General features: G+C 64.4%; 20 protein-coding genes. 7 read left to right on the top strand and 13 right to left on the bottom strand.

The window, feature by feature from the left end; translation table 11 throughout:
* The first annotated feature begins 11 nt into the window (after positions 1-11).
* Positions 12-1,088: a CaiB/BaiF CoA transferase family protein gene (locus ACFULT_RS12075; RefSeq protein ID WP_378481558.1), complete on the top strand. Its 1,077-nt coding sequence runs from the start codon at positions 12-14 to the stop codon at positions 1,086-1,088.
* 37 nt (positions 1,089-1,125) lie between these two features.
* On the opposite strand, the gene ACFULT_RS12070 is transcribed toward ACFULT_RS12075, so the two are convergent.
* Positions 1,126-2,601, bottom strand: coding sequence for a PLP-dependent aminotransferase family protein (locus ACFULT_RS12070; protein ID WP_378481557.1), 1,476 nt, complete (start codon positions 2,599-2,601; stop codon positions 1,126-1,128).
* 60 nt (positions 2,602-2,661) lie between these two features.
* Here ACFULT_RS12070 and ACFULT_RS12065 point away from each other — a divergent pair, with 60 nt between their 5' ends.
* Positions 2,662-3,180, top strand: coding sequence for a methylated-DNA--[protein]-cysteine S-methyltransferase (locus tag ACFULT_RS12065; RefSeq protein WP_378481556.1), 519 nt, complete (start codon positions 2,662-2,664; stop codon positions 3,178-3,180).
* A gap of 81 nt (positions 3,181-3,261) precedes the next feature.
* On the opposite strand, the gene ACFULT_RS12060 is transcribed toward ACFULT_RS12065, so the two are convergent.
* Positions 3,262-4,062 carry a hypothetical protein gene (locus ACFULT_RS12060; RefSeq protein ID WP_378481555.1) on the bottom strand — a complete coding sequence of 267 codons (801 nt, stop codon included), beginning with the start codon at positions 4,060-4,062 and terminating at the stop codon, positions 3,262-3,264.
* Positions 4,063-4,105: 43 nt separating this feature from the next.
* Here ACFULT_RS12060 and ACFULT_RS12055 point away from each other — a divergent pair, with 43 nt between their 5' ends.
* Positions 4,106-4,330, top strand: a complete 225-nt coding sequence (locus ACFULT_RS12055) for a hypothetical protein (RefSeq protein WP_141216405.1) — start codon at positions 4,106-4,108, stop codon at positions 4,328-4,330.
* A 433-nt stretch (positions 4,331-4,763) separates the two neighbouring features.
* On the opposite strand, the gene ACFULT_RS12050 is transcribed toward ACFULT_RS12055, so the two are convergent.
* From ACFULT_RS12050 to ACFULT_RS12030, 5 genes are all read right to left on the bottom strand, one after another.
* Positions 4,764-5,336: a signal peptidase I gene (locus ACFULT_RS12050; RefSeq protein ID WP_378481554.1), complete on the bottom strand. Its 573-nt coding sequence runs from the start codon at positions 5,334-5,336 to the stop codon at positions 4,764-4,766.
* Between the two features lie 10 nt (positions 5,337-5,346).
* On the bottom strand, positions 5,347-5,988 hold the full coding sequence (locus ACFULT_RS12045) for a hypothetical protein (RefSeq protein ID WP_378481553.1): 642 nt from the start codon (positions 5,986-5,988) through the stop codon (positions 5,347-5,349).
* Between the two features lie 6 nt (positions 5,989-5,994).
* Positions 5,995-6,642 (bottom strand): SipW-dependent-type signal peptide-containing protein, encoded by a 648-nt coding sequence (locus ACFULT_RS12040; protein WP_037112311.1) that lies wholly within the window; start codon positions 6,640-6,642, stop codon positions 5,995-5,997.
* Between the two features lie 239 nt (positions 6,643-6,881).
* A complete protein-coding gene (locus ACFULT_RS12035; protein ID WP_037112312.1) occupies positions 6,882-7,319 on the bottom strand; it encodes an LGFP repeat-containing protein in 438 nt (145 codons plus the stop codon).
* A gap of 186 nt (positions 7,320-7,505) precedes the next feature.
* The gene (locus tag ACFULT_RS12030) at positions 7,506-8,795 is read right to left on the bottom strand and encodes an adenylosuccinate synthase (RefSeq protein WP_378481552.1); all 1,290 of its coding nucleotides are present in this window, start codon (positions 8,793-8,795) and stop codon (positions 7,506-7,508) included.
* Between the two features lie 179 nt (positions 8,796-8,974).
* Between ACFULT_RS12030 and ACFULT_RS12025 the strand changes: the two genes are divergently transcribed.
* Positions 8,975-9,640, top strand: coding sequence for a hypothetical protein (locus ACFULT_RS12025; protein ID WP_378481551.1), 666 nt, complete (start codon positions 8,975-8,977; stop codon positions 9,638-9,640).
* Positions 9,637-10,410: a site-2 protease family protein gene (locus ACFULT_RS12020; RefSeq protein ID WP_378481550.1), complete on the top strand. Its 774-nt coding sequence runs from the start codon at positions 9,637-9,639 to the stop codon at positions 10,408-10,410. Before ACFULT_RS12025 ends, ACFULT_RS12020 begins: the two co-directional genes overlap by 4 nt.
* Here the strand turns inward: ACFULT_RS12020 and ACFULT_RS12015 are convergent.
* Together ACFULT_RS12015 and ACFULT_RS12010 are read right to left on the bottom strand one after the other, a co-directional pair.
* Positions 10,391-10,861, bottom strand: a complete 471-nt coding sequence (locus ACFULT_RS12015; protein WP_378481549.1) for a winged helix-turn-helix transcriptional regulator — start codon at positions 10,859-10,861, stop codon at positions 10,391-10,393. The two genes, ACFULT_RS12020 and ACFULT_RS12015, sit on opposite strands and share 20 nt — an antisense overlap.
* 34 nt (positions 10,862-10,895) lie before the next feature.
* Positions 10,896-11,837 carry a YafY family protein gene (locus tag ACFULT_RS12010; RefSeq protein ID WP_037112321.1) on the bottom strand — a complete coding sequence of 314 codons (942 nt, stop codon included), beginning with the start codon at positions 11,835-11,837 and terminating at the stop codon, positions 10,896-10,898.
* 53 nt (positions 11,838-11,890) lie between these two features.
* Here ACFULT_RS12010 and ACFULT_RS12005 point away from each other — a divergent pair, with 53 nt between their 5' ends.
* Positions 11,891-12,355 carry a pyridoxamine 5'-phosphate oxidase family protein gene (locus ACFULT_RS12005; RefSeq protein WP_378481548.1) on the top strand — a complete coding sequence of 155 codons (465 nt, stop codon included), beginning with the start codon at positions 11,891-11,893 and terminating at the stop codon, positions 12,353-12,355.
* On the opposite strand, the gene ACFULT_RS12000 is transcribed toward ACFULT_RS12005, so the two are convergent.
* The 3 genes from ACFULT_RS12000 to ACFULT_RS11990 all read right to left on the bottom strand — a co-directional run bounded on the left by ACFULT_RS12000 (position 12,345) and on the right by ACFULT_RS11990 (position 14,906).
* The gene (locus tag ACFULT_RS12000) at positions 12,345-13,271 is read right to left on the bottom strand and encodes a cation diffusion facilitator family transporter (RefSeq protein ID WP_094720559.1); all 927 of its coding nucleotides are present in this window, start codon (positions 13,269-13,271) and stop codon (positions 12,345-12,347) included. The two genes, ACFULT_RS12005 and ACFULT_RS12000, sit on opposite strands and share 11 nt — an antisense overlap.
* A 71-nt stretch (positions 13,272-13,342) precedes the next feature.
* Complete coding sequence (locus ACFULT_RS11995) at positions 13,343-14,413, bottom strand: aromatic acid exporter family protein (protein WP_378481683.1); 1,071 nt, start codon at positions 14,411-14,413, stop codon at positions 13,343-13,345.
* A gap of 76 nt (positions 14,414-14,489) precedes the next feature.
* Positions 14,490-14,906: a DUF3151 domain-containing protein gene (locus tag ACFULT_RS11990; RefSeq protein ID WP_037112457.1), complete on the bottom strand. Its 417-nt coding sequence runs from the start codon at positions 14,904-14,906 to the stop codon at positions 14,490-14,492.
* A 109-nt stretch (positions 14,907-15,015) separates the two neighbouring features.
* On the opposite strand from ACFULT_RS11990, the gene ACFULT_RS11985 reads away from it, so the two are divergent.
* On the top strand, positions 15,016-15,828 hold the full coding sequence (locus tag ACFULT_RS11985) for a hypothetical protein (RefSeq protein ID WP_378481547.1): 813 nt from the start codon (positions 15,016-15,018) through the stop codon (positions 15,826-15,828).
* A gap of 159 nt (positions 15,829-15,987) precedes the next feature.
* Here ACFULT_RS11985 and fbaA read toward each other — a convergent pair whose 3' ends face one another.
* Entirely contained in the window at positions 15,988-17,028 is a 1,041-nt protein-coding gene (fbaA, locus tag ACFULT_RS11980) for a class II fructose-bisphosphate aldolase (protein WP_019667903.1), read from the bottom strand.
* Positions 17,029-17,103 lie beyond the last annotated feature (75 nt).

Raw genomic sequence — 17,103 nt, 5'->3', positions numbered from 1 at the left:
ACGAGGAATACGTGTCGAGTACCGGTGGACCGCTGACAGGACTTCGAGTCGTCGAACTTGCAGGAATCGGGCCCGGCCCCCATGCCGCCCTGCTGCTGGCCGACCTGGGAGCCGACGTCGTGCGCGTCCAGCGCGCCGGCCAGATCTCCGAGCACGATCAGCAGCTGCGCAGTCGCACCCTCGTCGAAGCCAACCTCAAGGACCCGGCGGACGTCGAGAGAATTCTGGGTCTGATCGAACGTGCGGACGTCCTCATCGAAGGATTCCGACCGGGCGTGACCGAGCGCCTCGGTCTCGGTCCCGACGTCGCACTGGAGCGCAACCCCAAGCTCGTCTACGGCCGCATGACCGGATGGGGACAGGATGGACCGTGGGCGTCCGCGGCGGGCCACGACATCAACTACATCTCGGTGACGGGCGTACTGCACGCCATCGGCCGCAAGGGCGAGCGCCCGGTGCCGCCGCTGAACATGGTGGGTGACTTCGGTGGTGGATCGATGTTCCTGATCTTCGGTATCCTCGCCGCACTGTTCGAACGTCAGACATCCGGTAAGGGCCAGGTGGTCGACGCGGCCATGGTCGACGGCACCGCGGCGCTGTCGCACATGATCTGGGGCCTACGCGGCGTCGGCGCCTGGTCGGACGAGCGCGGCGTCAACATGCTCGACACCGGCTGGCCTTTCTACGACACCTACGAAACCGCTGACGGCAAGCACATGGCCGTCGGAGCGCTCGAGCCGCAGTTCTTCGCCGAGCTGCTCCGTCTGCTCGAACTCGATCCTGCCACTACGCCTGGCCAGGGCGATCGCGACCGCTGGCCCGAGATGCGTGAGATCTTCACGCGGGTGTTCAAGACCAAGACGCGCGACGAGTGGGCCGCGATCTTCGACGGGACAGACGCCTGCGTCTCGCCGATCCTCACGTTCGGCGAAGCATCGGACCACAGGCATCTGGCCGCGCGCGAAACTTTGATCGAGGTCGGCGGCGTCACCCAGCACCGGCCGGCACCGAGATTCTCCCGCACCCCCAACGGAATCCCCACCGCGCCCGCGTCGACTGCGGTCGATCCGGAGTCGGTCTGGCTGTGAGTACTTATGTAGGCCAGGGCCTACATGAGTACTCACATCAGAAGACGAGCGCGGGCTCTCGGTCGTCCGCGCTCGGCGCCAGGGCAGCGTAAGCACTCGCGGTCGCGACGACGGCCGCGGTGATCTCCGCGGGCTCCCGTGTGTAGGGCAGGCGGAGGAAACGCTCGAACGCACCCTCCACTCCGAACCGGGGGCCTGCCGCGAGAACGGCGCCGAACGTCGGCGCCGTCGCGGCGAGCGCACTCGATACCGGCGTCGGGATCTGCAACCACAGAGACATTCCGCCCGTCGACCGACGGTACGTCCAGTCCGGAAGATGCTCCGCAAGAGCGGATTCCAGCACCGAACGACGTTCACGCAACTGCTCGCGGCGGGTGTCGAGAATGGCATCCGCGTCCTGCAACAGGAAACCTGCGGCAAGCTGATCCATGACGGACGTGCCCAGATCATGCGCAGCTCGCGATCCAGCAAGCCTGCTGATCAACGACGGGTTGGCTCGAATCCATCCGATGCGCAGCCCACCCCAGTACGATTTCGACGCCGATCCGATCGTCACCACATCCGTGCCGGACACGCGCCCGAACGACGCGACGGGCGGCGGAGGAGGCGCATCCAGCCACAGATCGACCATGGTCTCGTCGACTATCAGCGTCATCGACGTGTCCCTGGCGATCTTGGCGAGCTCGGCCCGACCGTCGGCGGGAAGGCAACGGCCCGTCGGATTGTGGAAATCCGGAATCATGTATGCGACCTTGGACGCGGTCTGCCGTGCGGCACTGCGGATTCCGTCGAGATCCCACGGCTCCCCCTCCGGCCTGATCGGAACCGGGACCGGGCGAGCGCCGACGCGCCTGATCGCCTCCAGCGCGTTGGGGTACGTCGGGTGATCGATCAGAACCCGATCCCCCGGTGACGTCAGGGTGCCAAGCAACAACCGAACTGCCTGCTGCGCACCGGAAGTGACCATGATCTGATCCGGGGTCGTCGGCAACCCGCGCTCGACGAACCGTCGGGCAATGGATTCACGTAACACCGACAGCCCGATCGGTTCCATACCGTGATTGGACAGATAGGCCGGGAGTGCCTGCAGCGCAGAGTTGTACGCATGCAGCATGGCGTCCGTCGGCGCCGCCATCGCCGCATGGGACATGTCGATGACCGGCCCGGTCGAGCGAGACTGCACCAGCAACCCGTTGGGCTTCGCCATGTCCGGCAGCGCGACGGTGCTGCGGGCGCCTTGTTTACTGATCAGATAACCCTCTTCGCGCAGCACGGCATAGGACGACGTGATCGTCGTACGGCTCAGGTCGAGCGCGGACGACAGATCCCGCTCACTCGGCAGTCCGACTCCCAGCGGAATCCGGCCGTCGTGAATGAGCAGCCTGATCCCGTCGGCCAGGGCCCGGTACGTGGGGCGGGACGTGCGCTTGCGCCCGGACGCATCCTCGGCGTCGGTTCGCCACCGTCCAAGGTCGCGCGCCATCGACGTTGCATTGAGCACCCGTATCGCCATTTCTCGATCCTACTGGCCTTCGGATCGAAGTCCAGTTTCGACGCAGTCCATACTGGACTCATGCCGTACACCCTGTTCGACACGTCCCTCGGGCGGTGCGGCCTGGCCTGGAACTCCGGCGGCGTCACTGCCGTCGCACTGCCCGAGTCCGAGGACCGATTGATCGACTACCTGACCGGCTTCGACCCCCTCCCCGGCGACCCGGACGGCGTTGCCCCTGTAGCCATCGAGGGCATCGCGGCTCTGTTCGACGGCGGGAACCCCGACCTTTCGGCCGTTCCGGTGATTCTCGATGTCTCCGACTTCGACAACGCCGTCTACGACGTGGCCCGGGCTATTCCCCGGGGTTCGACGATGACGTACGGCGCTGTTGCTGCGCGGCTAGGACATCCGGGCGCTGCGCAGGCAGTTGGCGGTGCGCTCGGCCGCAATCCGGTGCCGGTGATCATCCCGTGCCACCGAATCCTCGGCGCCGGCCGTGAGGTCGGCGGCTTCTCGGCTCCCGGAGGGGCATCGACGAAACAAAAACTCCTCGCCATCGAAGGCGTTCCCGGCTTCGGGGAGCCGACGCTGTTCTGAGCGCGCCACATCGCACACAAATCGTCCCTAGAAGCCCCATCCGGCCCTACATTGCGAGTTTGTGTGCAGTGGAAACCCAATCTATCCGCGAATCGCTGCGACGACGGGCCTTGCTGCGCCTTCCGCGGTCAGGACCGGCGCCCACACTCCATCGACGGTTGCTGCCGCGACTTGCGCCGGGGTCAATGCCGAACCGACGGCGGTGATCGACGTTCCGTCGTCACAAGTGAGTTCGACGATCCCGGTGTAGTCAGCCTCTGAAGATGCGGTGCATACGACATCATCCGCGAACGTCAACACCTCGACGTTCCCCTCGGTCGGTCCGGTGAACACAGTCGGCGGTTCCGGTGGCTCGGACGTTGTGGTCGTCGTGGGCGTCGGTGCGGTCGTCGTCGTTGGGGGCGGTGGAGGTTCGGTTGTCTCGACTGGAGACGGTTCCGCTACCTCGACGGCAGGAGGTCCCGTCGTTGTCGTCGTCTCGGGCGCAGGTGCGGCAACAGCATCGTCGGTCGACGGCGATGTAGCACTCGGAGTAGTAGTCTCGGGCTCGCTCGTCGCCTGCACCGAGCTGACTGGCACCGACGTAGCCACTACGGCAGACGCTTCCGGCTGCGTGGCGACGCGCGCCAGCGGTTGCGAGGCATCTAGGGCGGCCGGCGTTGATCCGGATCCGCATTGCGCGTTGACGAGGTCGATGGAGAAGGTCATCGAAAGCAGCCCCAGACTGAGCAAACTCACTGTTCCGGACAAGGTCAGTTTGCTGAACCCTGCAGCGACATTCGCAGCCGAGGTTGTACTGCTGAGTTGAACGCCTGTATATCCGACGAGTCCGTCGACTATCGACGCAACTGTCGTCGTCGAGTTGGCATTGGGAATCCTCACGGAGGTACCCCCGACCAACACGCTTCCATTTGGATTGGGACCAGTGACATTCCCTGCCGCGGGCCGGGTCGAAGTGTTCGTCCCGTTCACGAGGTCGCAGCCGACGGAGGCTGTGATCGCCTGCGCGGCAGTGCTGATCGTGACGATGTCCGTATTGACTAGACTGATGACCCCGAGCAGGCTCAAAGCCACGATGCTGCCAGTCAATCGCAGAGAAGTGACCGACGCCGATGCACTCGCGGTCGGCGTTCCAACGGTGGTGCAGTAACTGGGAACCCCCGTAGCGCCGAGGACATATGAGGCGCATGCAGTCGCACCCACCGCCGAGGCCGAGGCCGCACCTGACATTACGAGTTGATTCACTCGCGCAACCGCAGAAGTCGCAAACGGGCCGGTTCCAGGAACGGTCGAGGTACCAGGCAATGTTGCATCGTGGGTGTTTCGAGCACCGTTCCAGGGCAGCGGGGTGGGGTTCGTCGGGAGTATCGACACGCCCCCCGCGCTGGTCAGTCGTGCAGCAGAGCCAATGCCGTACCCGGCAGTCGGCCACGCCCCCGACGTCACCGACGCGGATGTGTGTTCTGCGTCGGTCCACGACGCCTCGGTCTCGGCGAGAAATCCTCGTGACTGCCCGAGCGAAGCTGTCATCAGCACTGCGACAATCCCCAGGGTGAGGACTGAACGCCGCCTTTTTCCCACCATCAGCGTGACTCCACCTCGACGCCTGAGTTGACGGCAGAGGGTTCGGTGCCGGAGCCGTCTGAACGCCTCGGCCAGAACACGGCCACCACCAGTCCTGCCATCGCGATCGTGATGCCGCCGAGCACGATTGGATTGGAGAAGTACACGATCACTCGCGCCAGGCCAGGTACCGACCACAGGACTTTCCGTACCTCGGTGACCTCGTAGAGCCCCTGGTCGGCGTACTCGTTCGCGTCGCCTTTGAGCTCCAGATAAGTTTTGCCGGACTCGGGAAGCGCATCTACGGTCACAACCCGATGCGTCACCGGCAGTTCGTTCACCCGGTCGACCGTTACGACATCTCCTACCTCTACGGACGCCGCAGGAACACGCTGGACCACTGCCAACGAGCCGGCCGGAATGGCAGGTGACATCGACCCGGTCTTGAACATGATCAGCGTGATGTTGAACGCGAAAGCGCAGATCACCAGACCGATGCACACCACACCGCCGAGCGCGAGGATGTTCAGGAACCAGTCACCAATTCTCGACCACGCCGAACGCGAGGATGTGCTGTGCCGTGCTTGCGTCATCGTGTCTTTCCTACGAGGTTCCGACAAAGGCCCAGTCGGGCTTCGACTGCTTGTTCTGCAACGCTGCATTCGTCCAGTTGGCGGGGATCGGGGGCAGTGATATCTCGAAACACACTTTGCTCGCGGCGCCTTCCACTGTCGGAGTCGCCGCAGGCAAGGTGAAGACGGCCGGTCCGGACGACGTCGTCAGGGGCGCGGCGCCTGAGCTGCCGACAATCCACGTGGACGACGGCGCCCCGAACGCTGCTGCGTCGCACGGCGTCGCCAGGGTTGCCACTTTGACGGTTCGATAACGAAGGGCACCACCGAGAGCAGCGTCACCCGCCAACGTCGCCCCGTTCAGGGCGATACCAGCTGCGGAGGATCCTTTGTCGGTTCGCAATTGGATCGATGCGTACGACACAGATCCGGGAACCACTGCACCCACGGTCGGCGCGAAGCTCAGAGCATTGGTTGCACCGGACACGGGGTTCGACGTCCACGTCCCACCATTGTTGACGCTCGACTGAATTCCGAATCCCGATCCCGATTGGAAATTTGCGAATCCCAGTACATTGTCGGTCCAACTGGCGGCAACGAGAACAGCCCCGAACCCAAGGACCATCCCCCCTGCCGCCAGTGCACGCCGCTGCCTGGAGCGGACAGATGTCACGATCGATTACGCGATTGACGTCCCCTGGAAGTCCCACACCAAGGTGCCGGTTTGCAAACCGGACACATTACTGGGGGTACCCGAGGGGAGAGTCACGACGTAGCAAAGTTCCACCGGAGTGCCATTCTCAGCGGCGGCCCCACTCGCAATCGTGAACGTACCGCCGGTGCTGAGCGGCGAACCCACAGGAACCAAGGTGGCCGCTCCGACATTGCCCGCCACGCAGTCGGCCGCTGTGACGCCGCTGTAGATCCCGTAAGTGAGAGCATTCTGCAACAAATTCCCCGCATCGAGATTCGGGGCATCCAGAGTCACGCTCGCCCCGAGTTCCTGACCAGGGGCCAATCGGATCGCCACGGGCGCGCGGACGACATCGCCCGGAGTGAGGTTGTTTTTCAACGGAATCGGAAACGCGATCCCGCCACCGGGAGTGATGTCGTAGTCACCCCAGCCGGCCTCGGTCAAAGGCGTGGTTGTCTCGAAGTTTCCCTGCAATTCCCACCGGGCGTCACCCGTCGCGAAATCGGAGTTGCCGAACACGTTGTCCGACCACGCTGCCAGTGTCACCGCGGCACCGACGCCAAGAACCAAACCACCGGCGAGCAATGCGCGAACTTTGCGCTTCCTGTTGGATTTTTGTACCTGATCGGTCATGCCCCGACTCATTTCTTTCGATTGGATGGCAGGCGCTTTCTGCGCTGACTGAACCAATCATCGAATCGTAATAGGAGCGCGTTACCGACGTTCTAAAGAATGACGAAACGTTATAAACGAAAACAATTCCAAGGGTGTTGCAATCACTCTTTTTCTCGACCGAGAAATAAGTAATTCGAACGTTTTACACTCCAGCGCTCTGTGTAACACCCCCGAACCATACCGCCCGTTCGGGTTGGTCACACCAAAAAAGTTTGCCCGCTGGGCGCGTCGATGGTGGACACATGCTCAGCCCCGGGCCCTAGGCGGACATCCTCGTCTTCGCGCGCACCGCCAATGACGAAGGCGCCACTGCCCGGCAACCATCCAACGGCCCCATGCTCGAAGAGGTTGTATCTACCGAATCCTGTCGGCGTCGGCTTCTCGTCACTGATGGGATACCCCAACGGCCCGTACGGACCGCCGTGCGCGAGATACCACTCCAGGATTGGGCCATGCACCTCATGTGCACCGCCCTCGGGGAGGGCGAAGACGGTGGCGTGCTGGTATTCGAGCATTCCACCGCCGTGAGGTCCGAGCATGAAATCGCCAGTCTGCTCACCGATCCAAGAATGTTCGTATGCAAAACGATCGAACTGAAAACCGAAAACATCGAGACCGTTGTATTCAGTGGACATTGCACGCCCTCCTCGTGTGCTTGGCGTCGAGTATCCGCTCAAACAACGAAGTTGACATAGCGATTTAATTACATTTCCTGTGTTCAAGTCTCCAGCAGTCGGTAAAGCGACCGCGTGACGGGGAACGAGCCCTAAAGAAAACCCCACACCATGTCAGGCGTGGGGTTTCCGAGGGGAGCTCAGGGATCAGCTCAGAATGTCCCGACGAACGATGGTCTGGTCACGGCCGGGGCCGACGCCGATGCAGGACATGTGCGCGCCGGAGAGCTCTTCGAGCCTGAGTACGTAGTTCTGTGCGTTCACCGGAAGGTCTTCGAAGGTGCGCGCTCCGGAGATGTCCTCCCACCAGCCTGGCATCTCTTCGTAGATCGGCTTGGCGTGGTGGAAGCCTGTCTGCGTCATCGGCATCTCGTCGTGACGGACTCCGTCGACGTCGTAGGCCACGCAGATCGGGACGGTATCGAGGCTGGAAAGCACGTCGAGCTTGGTCAGGAAGTAGTCGGTGATGCCGTTGACGCGGGTCGCGTAGCGGGCGATGACCGCGTCGAACCACCCTGTCCGACGCGCACGCCCGGTGGTGACGCCGACCTCGCCGCCTTGCTTCGCGAGGTATTCACCGAAGTTGTCGAAGAGCTCGGTCGGGAAGGGACCCGACCCGACGCGCGTCGTGTACGCCTTGAGGATGCCGAGGACGGTGGTGATCTTGTTGGGTCCGATGCCGGAGCCGACTGCCGCGCCGCCCGCCGTCGGGTTGGACGACGTCACGTACGGGTAGGTGCCGTGGTCGACGTCGAGCAGAGTGCCCTGAGACCCTTCCAGGAGCACGGTTTCGCCACGTTCGAGAGCGAGGTTCAGCTCGAGCCGAGTGTCCGCGATCCGGTGCTTGAACTTCTCCGCCTGCCCCAAGACCTCGTCGACGACCTGCTGCGGGTCGAGAGCGCGTCGGTTGTAGATCTTGGAGAGCACCTGGTTCTTGAATTCCAGTGCTGCTTCGACCTTCTGAGTGAGGATCTTCTCGTCCAACACATCGGCTGCACGAACGCCGACGCGTGCGAACTTGTCCTGGTAGCAGGGTCCGATTCCGCGGCCGGTGGTGCCGATCTTCTTCGCTCCGAGGAAGCGCTCGGTGACCTTGTCGATGGCGACGTGGTACGGCATGATCAGGTGCGCATCAGCGCTGAGCAGCAAGCCTGACGTGTCCACGTTGCGCTCCTCGAGCCCGGCCAGCTCGGTCAGCAGAACGCCCGGGTCGACGACGACGCCGTTACCGATGATGTTCTTGACGCCCGGCGTCAGGATGCCCGACGGGATCAAGTGGAGTGCGAACTTGTCACCGTTGGGGAGCACGACGGTGTGGCCCGCGTTGTTGCCACCCTGGTACCGAACCACCCACTGGAGTTGTTCGCCGAACAGATCGGTTGCTTTGCCTTTGCCCTCGTCGCCCCACTGGGCGCCGATCAGGACTATCGCCGGCATGTGCTCTCCTGGTGTCTCTTCTGTGCAAAAACTAGCTGTGTACTCGACGTACGGGAGGTTGCTTCCAGGTGTGGAGGCAGGCCGGGGGGTCAGTCTAGCCGAGGCGGTGTGGCACCGGTCATGGCGCTACGGTGGAGACCGAGCACCAGGCCACAACCACAGAACTGCACGGGAGCACAGTGACACCGTTCGTCTTGCACTGCGGAAACCCTCCGCTACCGATCTCGCTGACGGATGTGCCACTGACGTCGGCGTCGGAGATTCCCACCAACGACGAGTGCGACGCCCTGCTTGCCGAGGCCGCCGGGTCGCCCGGCCCGCGCGTCATCGTTCTCGGCGGCGACGCGTCCCTCGCGGCCGTGTTGACGAGGCTGATGCGCACCGATCGCCTCGACGTCGAAGTCGCGTTCGTTCCCGAGTCGGCGACGGCCGCGGCGCATGTCTATCGGCTCGGGACCGGGTCGCGGGCCGCGAAGGTGGCCATGACGGGCACGGCGGCGCCGACCCCGCTGATCCGTGACGACGCGGGCAAGGCCGTGGTCGGCCGGGCCGTCGTACACGGTGCTTCCGGTCGCGCGCTCGAAGGCGAGGCCTACGTCGACGACACCAAGTTGTTCTCCGGCACGGCGCATGCCGTCGAGATCGTCCCGACGCCGAACATGCCCGGGCTCAAGGCCCGCGTCACCGGTGGCCGACGCCTCCTCCCGCACCGGTGGGCCCACGGCCGCGCCATGCAGCTCGGAGCGTACGCAGCCAGCCTGACTCGCGACGGCGTCCCCGGCGACCGAGAAGTGAAACGATCGACGTTCTACCGCCATCACGTGGAGTGGTTGTTGGTCCGGTGAGCCTCCCTCTGCGGCGTCGACGCGTTCGCCCGAGCCCGGTCTTCCTGGCTGTCGTGGCTGCTGCGGTGATCGGCGGTGTCGTGGCGTGGACTGCCCAATCGCCTGCCGATGTCTCGGCTCGAATCGGCGTGTTCGTCCTCGTCCTGGCCGGGTGGATCGTGACGGTGTGCCTGCACGAGTTCGGTCACGCCTACACCGCGTTCCGGGCCGGTGATCGCGAGGTCGAACTCCGCGGCTACCTGACATTGAACCCGCTGAAGTACAGCCATCCGCTGCTGTCGATCGTGCTGCCGGTGGTGTTCATCGCGATCGGGGGGATCGGTCTTCCCGGCGGCGCGGTGTATCTCCGCACCGGAATGTTCGAACCGAGGGTTCAGCGCAGAATCGCTCTTGCCGGCCCCGCTGCCAACCTGGTGTCCGCGGTGATTCTGCTGGTCGTGATCCGCGTCTGGGGAACGGGTTCGGATCATCGCGCATTCTGGTGGGGGTTGAGCTTTCTGGCGTTCTTACAGGTCATGGCCACGATGTTGAACCTGCTGCCGGTTCCCGGCCTCGACGGCTACGCCGCGATCGAGAACAACCTGTCCCACGACACCCGCCGAGCGCTGGCCAATTTCAAGCCGTACGGCATCCTGATCCTCGTCGCGTTCCTGTTCGTGCCCCAGGTCAACATGGTGTTCTTCGACGCCATCTACTGGATTTTCGGGCTTTCCGGCGTCCCGGACATCTACGCGCAGTACGGCAACTACCTCATGCGGTTCTGGCTCTGACTTCGAGATCGTCTGCAGCGACCGCCCGTCCGTCGGCGCTCCTGACCTCCACCTGAACCGGGCCGTCGCCGGCTGTCACCACCAGCGGTCCACGGCCGGACTGCAGGTACTTGTCTCCCCATTGCATGAGCCCGAGTACGACCGGCAGCAGGTCGTTTCCCATCTCGGTCAGCAGGTACTCGTACCGCGTCCGCTGGCCCGGATCCCGGTAGGGCGACTTCACGAACAGTCCGGCCTCCGTCAACTCTTTCAACCTCGCCGACGCCACGGCCTCGGTGATCCCGACGCGGGAGGCGAAATGATCGAATCGTGTTGCCCCGTAATATGCCTCACGCAGGAGGAGAATGGCCGAGCGTGTGCCGACGACACCCATTGCCTTGTCGATCGAGCAGTGGTTCGCCGTCCACGAATCACGGTCGGCGAGGGGACCCGACAATGTCATCGCTGTCATGACCCGAGACTACCCTGACTTCAGTTGAATGCAGTCAGGAGTTTCGCGACGCCATCTCCGACGCCACCCGGTGCAGCGCCCTCCGCAGTGCCACCGGTTCCAGCACTTCGACGCCACCTCCCAGCGTCGTCAGCTGCCCCAGAGCGACGTCGAACGTCTCGAGCCGCAGGTCGACGGTCGTCCACCCGTCGACGTCGGCGTCCGGGAGTGCGGGAGTTGCTTCACGACCGACGACAGCAGGGAGAATGCGAACAGCGTTCGCGGACAACCTGACTCGGCAATCGAAGGTCAGCAGTGCGCGATCGAATTTCGACGCCGATTCCGTCCACCATCGAGCCAGGTCGAAGCCGTCGGGCCTGGCCACCGGTTCCGTGCGCGTCCTGGCCCCTTCGGCTCGATCGATGCGATACGACAGAACGGCGTCTCTCCGGGCAGCGACGAGGTACCAGACGCCCGCCTTGGCCACCAGCCCCAGCGGGGCGACGGTGCGCGTCGAACCCCGATAATCGAGGTCGAGCTGCCGACCCGCCAACACAGCCGCGCTGATCACCTTCAGATGCGGGGACGGTTCGACGTCGGTGAACCAGCCCGGGGCGTCGACGTGCAACCGCTCACGCCACATCTGCGCGCCGGCGCGCAACGGCAGCGGCAGTGCGCCCAGCAGCTTGGTCTCTGCCGCCGCCGTGACGTCGGCCAGCCCCAGGTCTGCGGCCACGGACGGCACGCCGAGCAACATCAACGCCGACGTCTCGACACCGGACATGCCGGACAGCTTCGACTGCCATCCGTCCAGCAACCGCACTCCCCCGCCCGGCCCGGACTCGGTCCAGAGCGGGACCCCGGCGTCGAGCAACGCGGTTATGTCCCGGTAGATGGTGCGCACCGACACCCCGGTTTCGTCGGCCAACGCCTGCGCGGTCGTCGCACGGCCGTGCTGGAGCGAGAGCATCAACTGCAACAACCGCGAGGAGCGCATAACACCGACATTACTGACAGAAGGTGTCAGTAATGTGTCTGCATACTGCTGACATGACGACATGGAAAGAGTTCGAGTCCGACGCGCCCGATCTGGCGAAGTCGGTGGCTGCGCGGTTCTCCGCCCACAAGCACCACGTCCTCGCGACACTCAGGCAGGACGGCTCTCCGCGCGTCAGCGGAACGGAACTGGAGTTCGTCGACGGACAGTTGCGTTTGGGGTCGATGCTCAACGCGCTCAAAGCCCGAGATCTGAAGCGGGACCCGCGCTTCGCTGTTCACAGTAATCCCGGGCACCACTCGATGGAGGGTGGCGATGCGAAGATCGCGGGCACAGCCGTCGAACTGACCGACCCCGATGCACTGCAGAAGATCTTCGATGCAGCACCGCCGGAACTGACGCCCTACAACGTCTTCGATCTCGACATCACCGAAGTGGTGCTGACCTCACTCGTCGACGATCACATGCAGATCGAGTTGTGGCGACCGGGAAGCCCGGTGAAGACGTTCACCAAGTGAGTTCGTTCTTGCACGCTGATCCATGGGAGGTCGGCTCGACCTGAACGGTCGCATGGTCCAGACCGTAGGCCGCGAGCACCGTCTTGGCCCGGTCCAGCAGAACCGGGCCCGAGCCGTCGCATTCGAGGTGCACGGTCGCGACGTCCATACCCGTGGTGAGGGTCCACACGTGCAGATCGTGCACACCGACCACGCCGGGTAGCGCAGCAAGATCGGCTTCGACGGCCTCGACGTCGACGTGACCGGGGCTCGCCTGAGTGAGGATGCGCAGCGCTGAGCCCGCCAGCTTGATTGCCCTCGGAATCACCCACAGCGAGATCAGGACACCGACGACGATATCCGCCCAGGTCCACCCGAACACCACCATCACGAAACCGGCGACGAGCACACCGACGCTGCCGACGGCGTCGGCGAGAACCTCCATGTAGGCACCTCGCACCGCGATGCTGTCCTTCGCGTCGCCGCGGATCAACAGCATGACGACCAGGTTCGCGACCAGACCTGCTGCCGCGGTGACGATCAGCGCCATACCGGGGATTTCAGGTGCGTCGCCTATTCGATCGATCGCCTCGTACATGATGAACGCGGCTACGCCCAACAGCAGAACGGCGTTGGCGATGGCCGTCAACACCTCCGCACGATGCCAGCCGAAAGTCCGCGCTGCGACAGCGCTTCCCCTGCGAGCCAGCAGAAGAGCCACAAGCCCCATCGACATTCCGAGAACGTCGGTGAGCATGTGGCCGGCGTCGGCGAGCAAGCCGAGAGAGTTGATGATCAACGCGACCGTCGCCTCGAGAACCAAGAAGACCACGAGAATGGCCAGCGCAATCACCATGTTGCGGATCCGCTTGGTGGACGGCCCCGCCGTGCCTCCCGCGCCCGTCATGCCGTGACTGTGCCCGTGCCCCGCGCCCATCACTTCCCCTTCCGTCGATGCCGGACCTCACCATATGCGTACATACGCATATGTGCAACGGTCCCGGAAGGTCAGAACAAATCTGGCGTGACGTCCGGCTTGGCGACGGTCGGAGGAAGCGTCGCGAGAGCGGAAATTCGCTTCAGCCCCGCAACCTGCAAGAAGTCGACGATGATCGATCGAAGTTGGGCAAGCACCACCGTCGCCGACAGACCCGCATTGGAAATCAGCTCGGGCTTCGCGCCGGCCGCGACGGCACGAAGCACCCTCGCGGCCTCGGCTGCGTCAGGCTGCCTGCCCGGGTCGGCGAGAACCATTCGGCGCAGCACATCGGTCGCCTGAGCCAACTTCTCCACCTCGTCGACGACGCGGGGATCGAGAATCTCGTCGTCCCGCACCAGCGTCAACGATCGGCGAGCCAACACCCGTATGTTTCGGATCGCGTTGTCGATCGGATCTGCCGTCTTGGCCAATCCCGCCAGCCGGTTCCGATGACCCCAGTACAGCGGAGAGATCCGGGCGATCTCCCGGCCACCCTTCAGATTCGTGCGCAGCGCATCGATATCGGACTGGGTGGCGCGAGCCTTCTTCAAAGCCTCCTCGATCGGCTTCGGATCGTTGGCGACGAGGCCGTCCGCGACCTTCTGAAGTACCTCGGACGCCGTCCCCAGCACCTTGGCCGCATCCTTCCGCGCTCGCCACACCGGGTGCGTCGGAATCAAGGCGACGATTGCGATGCCGACCAATCCACCGGTCAAAGCGTCGACCATTCGGTCGATGCCACCGGAATTTCCAGGAGGAATCAGCGTCGCGACCAACACAGCCGACGAACCCGCCTGCATCGCGATGATCGGACCGCCGTCGAGAAACACCGCCGTCGACATCGCGAGCGCAACCACCAGCGCGATCTGCCACGGCCCGCTACCGATCGCCGAGATGATCAGGTCGCCGACACCGATACCGACCGTGACGCCGACCACCAACTCCGCCGACCGGCGCATCCTCGCACCCAGCGACACACCGAGCGACACAACTGCAGCGATGGGCGCGAAGAACGGATGCGCATGGCCGACGATGTCGGTCGCCACGAACCACGAGACTCCCGCCGCCAGCGCGCACTGAACGATCGGCAGCAACGACAGCTGCAACCTGGCCCGGCCCGCCCTGACACGGGCCTTACCCCGCCGAGCCGTCGGACGCAGCGTCGTCACCGCATGATCAGCCGAGACCGAGGGCTTCCGCGGCTTTGGGATCACTGTCTTCGAGGAGGTCGAGGCACCGGGCGTACTCGTCGTTCTCGCCGATCTCACGCGCAGCCTTCGCGAGAACAGCGACGCAGCGGAGGAATCCTCGGTTGGGCTCATGGCTGTACGGGACCGGCCCGAATCCCTTCCATCCGTTGCGGCGAAGCTGATCGAGCCCGCGGTGGTACCCCGTGCGCGCATAGGCGTACGCAGTGATGGTCTGACCCGCGTTCAACGACGCCTCGGCCAGATAAGCCCAGGCGATCGACGCCGTCGGGTTCTCGGCCGCGACCTTCGCCGGGTCCTCGTGGTTGAGCAACGCGGACTCTGCCTCGTCGTCGCCGGGCAGAAGCGTCGGCTGCGGTCCGAGCAAGTCACCGAATGAAGTCATAGGGACCATTGTGCCCTGCACGCATTGCGCATGTTCCCCGACACTCACCTCGCCTGCGTCCGGCTACCCTCCCTGGACCGTTAGGCTTTCGTTTTCGAAAGAGTCGTGGATGAGGCAGGAGCACCAGGTGTCGGAGAAAGACGAAACGAAGTCGGAACCCGACACGTCGGACAGCACGCCCACGCCACCGAAGCTGCCCGACGCCACGCCGGAGAACCAGACCGAGGCCGAGACGACCGCGATTCCTACCGTCGAGCCACCTGCCACGCCTGTACCGCGACCCCACGCTGTACCGCAGCGCATTCCGGCTCGCGGAGAGGTTCCCCGCCCAGCTCAGCAGCCGGCCGGTCCTCGTCCCCAGCCTTCTGGTCGCTCCGCAAGCTCCGCTCCGGCGCCGTCTGGTCGCTCCGCGGGCTCCGCTCCGGCGCCTTCTGGTCGCTACGCAGGCTCCGCTCCGGCGCCTTCTGGTCGCTCCGCAGGCTCCGCTCCGGCGCGGAAGACGAGCAAGCGCTGGCTCGGCGCGCTGGCCGCTGCGGTTGTCGTGATCGTCGCAGTCGGTGCCGCCGCGTTCTTCTATCTGTCGCGTGACGGCGGCGAGAATTCGCCGGAGGCCCAGATCAGGACGTCGGTCACGTCGTTCACCGAGGCGTTGGCGAGCGGGGATCTGGCGACGCTGAGATCGTCGTCGTGCGGGGACCTCGCAACGTACTACCGGGACATTCCGGATGCGGAGTTCGCGGACGTGCACCGCGTGGCCGTCGAGCAAGGAAACGTGCCGGTGATGGAAGGCATCGATGCCGTTCAGATCACCGGAGACACTGCGATCGCGCAGATCATCGCGTACACCGAGGCGAATCCGAACGAGCGGTCACCGCGGACGTTCGATCTGCGACTGGAAGGCGAAACCTGGAAGGTCTGCTGACCCACTCGTGAGTGGGAAAGTCAGGCCCGGGCCTACCGGGAGCGGAGCCTGCGGAGTGACCCGCAGGCCTACCGGGAGCGGAGCCTGCGGAGTGACCCGCAGGCCTACCGGGAGCGGAGCCCGCGGAGTGACCCGCAGGTTCCGCTCCACTCAGGTGGGTTAGCCGGCGCTTACGCTGCGGCCTGCGGATTTGAGGTCGTTGCATGCCTCGATGACACGAGCGGTCATACCGGCCTCGGCCTTCTTGAGGTAGCTACGCGGGTCGTAGGCCTTCTTGTTGCCGACCTCGCCGTCGACCTTCAGCACACCGTCGTAGTTGCTGAAGAAGTGTCCGGCGATGGGGCGACTGAACGCGTACTGGGTGTCGGTGTCGACGTTCATCTTCACGACGCCGTAGTCCAGAGCCTCTTCGATCTCGCTCTTCGCCGAGCCCGATCCGCCGTGGAACACGAAGTCGAACGGCTTGGAGCCGGCGGCGAGGCCGAGCTTCTCCGACGCCACGCGCTGACCGTCGGCAAGGACGGACGGCTTCAGCTTCACGTTGCCGGGCTTGTACACGCCGTGCACGTTGCCGAACGTCGCGGCGAGCAGGTAACGCGAACCCGCATCTCCCGCACCGAGTGCCTCGACGGTCTTCAGGAAGTCCTCGTTGGAGGTGTAGAGCTTGTCGTTGATCTCGGCCTCGACGCCGTCCTCTTCACCGCCGACGACACCGATCTCGATCTCCAGGATGATGCGGGCAGCTGCTGCCTTGGCGAGCAGGTCCTTGGCGATCTCGAGGTTCTCGTCGATCGGGACTGCGGAACCGTCCCACATGTGCGACTGGAACAGCGGGTTGCGGCCTGCGTCGACGCGCTCCTGCGAGATAGCCAGCAGCGGACGGACGTAGGTGTCCAGCTTGTCCTTGGGGCAGTGATCGGTGTGCAGCGCGATCGTGACGTCGTACTTGGCTGCCACCACGTGAGCGAACTCGGCCAGCGCTACTGCACCGGTGACCATGTCCTTGACGCCGAGGCCGGAGCCGAACTCGGCACCACCGGTCGAGAACTGAATGATGCCGTCGCTTCCGGCGTCGGCGAAACCCTTGATTGCGGCGTTGATGGACTCGGAACCAACGCAGTTGATCGCTGGAAAGGCGAACTGGTGTTCCTTGGCCCGGCCAAGCATCTCGGCATAGACCTCGGGAGTTGCGATCGGCACGGCGTCATTCCTCCATGTGAAGAGATTGATTGTCCGTTGCAGTATGGCAAGCCTCCGGCACGCCTGTCGCGGTAC

Source organism: Rhodococcus sp. NPDC057297, assembly GCF_042667435.1.
GTDB lineage: Bacteria > Actinomycetota > Actinomycetes > Mycobacteriales > Mycobacteriaceae > Rhodococcoides.
This window is presented reverse-complemented; position numbering and strand designations above follow the sequence as displayed.

What these genes read in the sequence shown, in the direction of transcription:
- ACFULT_RS12040 (WP_037112311.1), bottom strand. Translation starts at nt 6,642, where the DNA reads ATGACCGATCAGGTACAAAAATCCAACAGGAAGCGCAAAGTTCGCGCA.
- ACFULT_RS12050 (WP_378481554.1), bottom strand. Translation starts at nt 5,336, where the DNA reads ATGACGCAAGCACGGCACAGCACATCCTCGCGTTCGGCGTGGTCGAGA.
- ACFULT_RS12015 (WP_378481549.1), bottom strand. Translation starts at nt 10,861, where the DNA reads ATGACAGCGATGACATTGTCGGGTCCCCTCGCCGACCGTGATTCGTGG.
- ACFULT_RS12000 (WP_094720559.1), bottom strand. Translation starts at nt 13,271, where the DNA reads ATGGGCGCGGGGCACGGGCACAGTCACGGCATGACGGGCGCGGGAGGC.
- ACFULT_RS12030 (WP_378481552.1), bottom strand. Translation starts at nt 8,795, where the DNA reads ATGCCGGCGATAGTCCTGATCGGCGCCCAGTGGGGCGACGAGGGCAAA.
- ACFULT_RS12010 (WP_037112321.1), bottom strand. Translation starts at nt 11,837, where the DNA reads ATGCGCTCCTCGCGGTTGTTGCAGTTGATGCTCTCGCTCCAGCACGGC.
- ACFULT_RS12065 (WP_378481556.1), top strand. Translation starts at nt 2,662, where the DNA reads ATGCCGTACACCCTGTTCGACACGTCCCTCGGGCGGTGCGGCCTGGCC.
- ACFULT_RS12035 (WP_037112312.1), bottom strand. Translation starts at nt 7,319, where the DNA reads ATGTCCACTGAATACAACGGTCTCGATGTTTTCGGTTTTCAGTTCGAT.
- ACFULT_RS12005 (WP_378481548.1), top strand. Translation starts at nt 11,891, where the DNA reads ATGACGACATGGAAAGAGTTCGAGTCCGACGCGCCCGATCTGGCGAAG.
- ACFULT_RS12070 (WP_378481557.1), bottom strand. Translation starts at nt 2,601, where the DNA reads ATGGCGATACGGGTGCTCAATGCAACGTCGATGGCGCGCGACCTTGGA.
- ACFULT_RS11990 (WP_037112457.1), bottom strand. Translation starts at nt 14,906, where the DNA reads ATGACTTCATTCGGTGACTTGCTCGGACCGCAGCCGACGCTTCTGCCC.
- ACFULT_RS11985 (WP_378481547.1), top strand. Translation starts at nt 15,016, where the DNA reads ATGAGGCAGGAGCACCAGGTGTCGGAGAAAGACGAAACGAAGTCGGAA.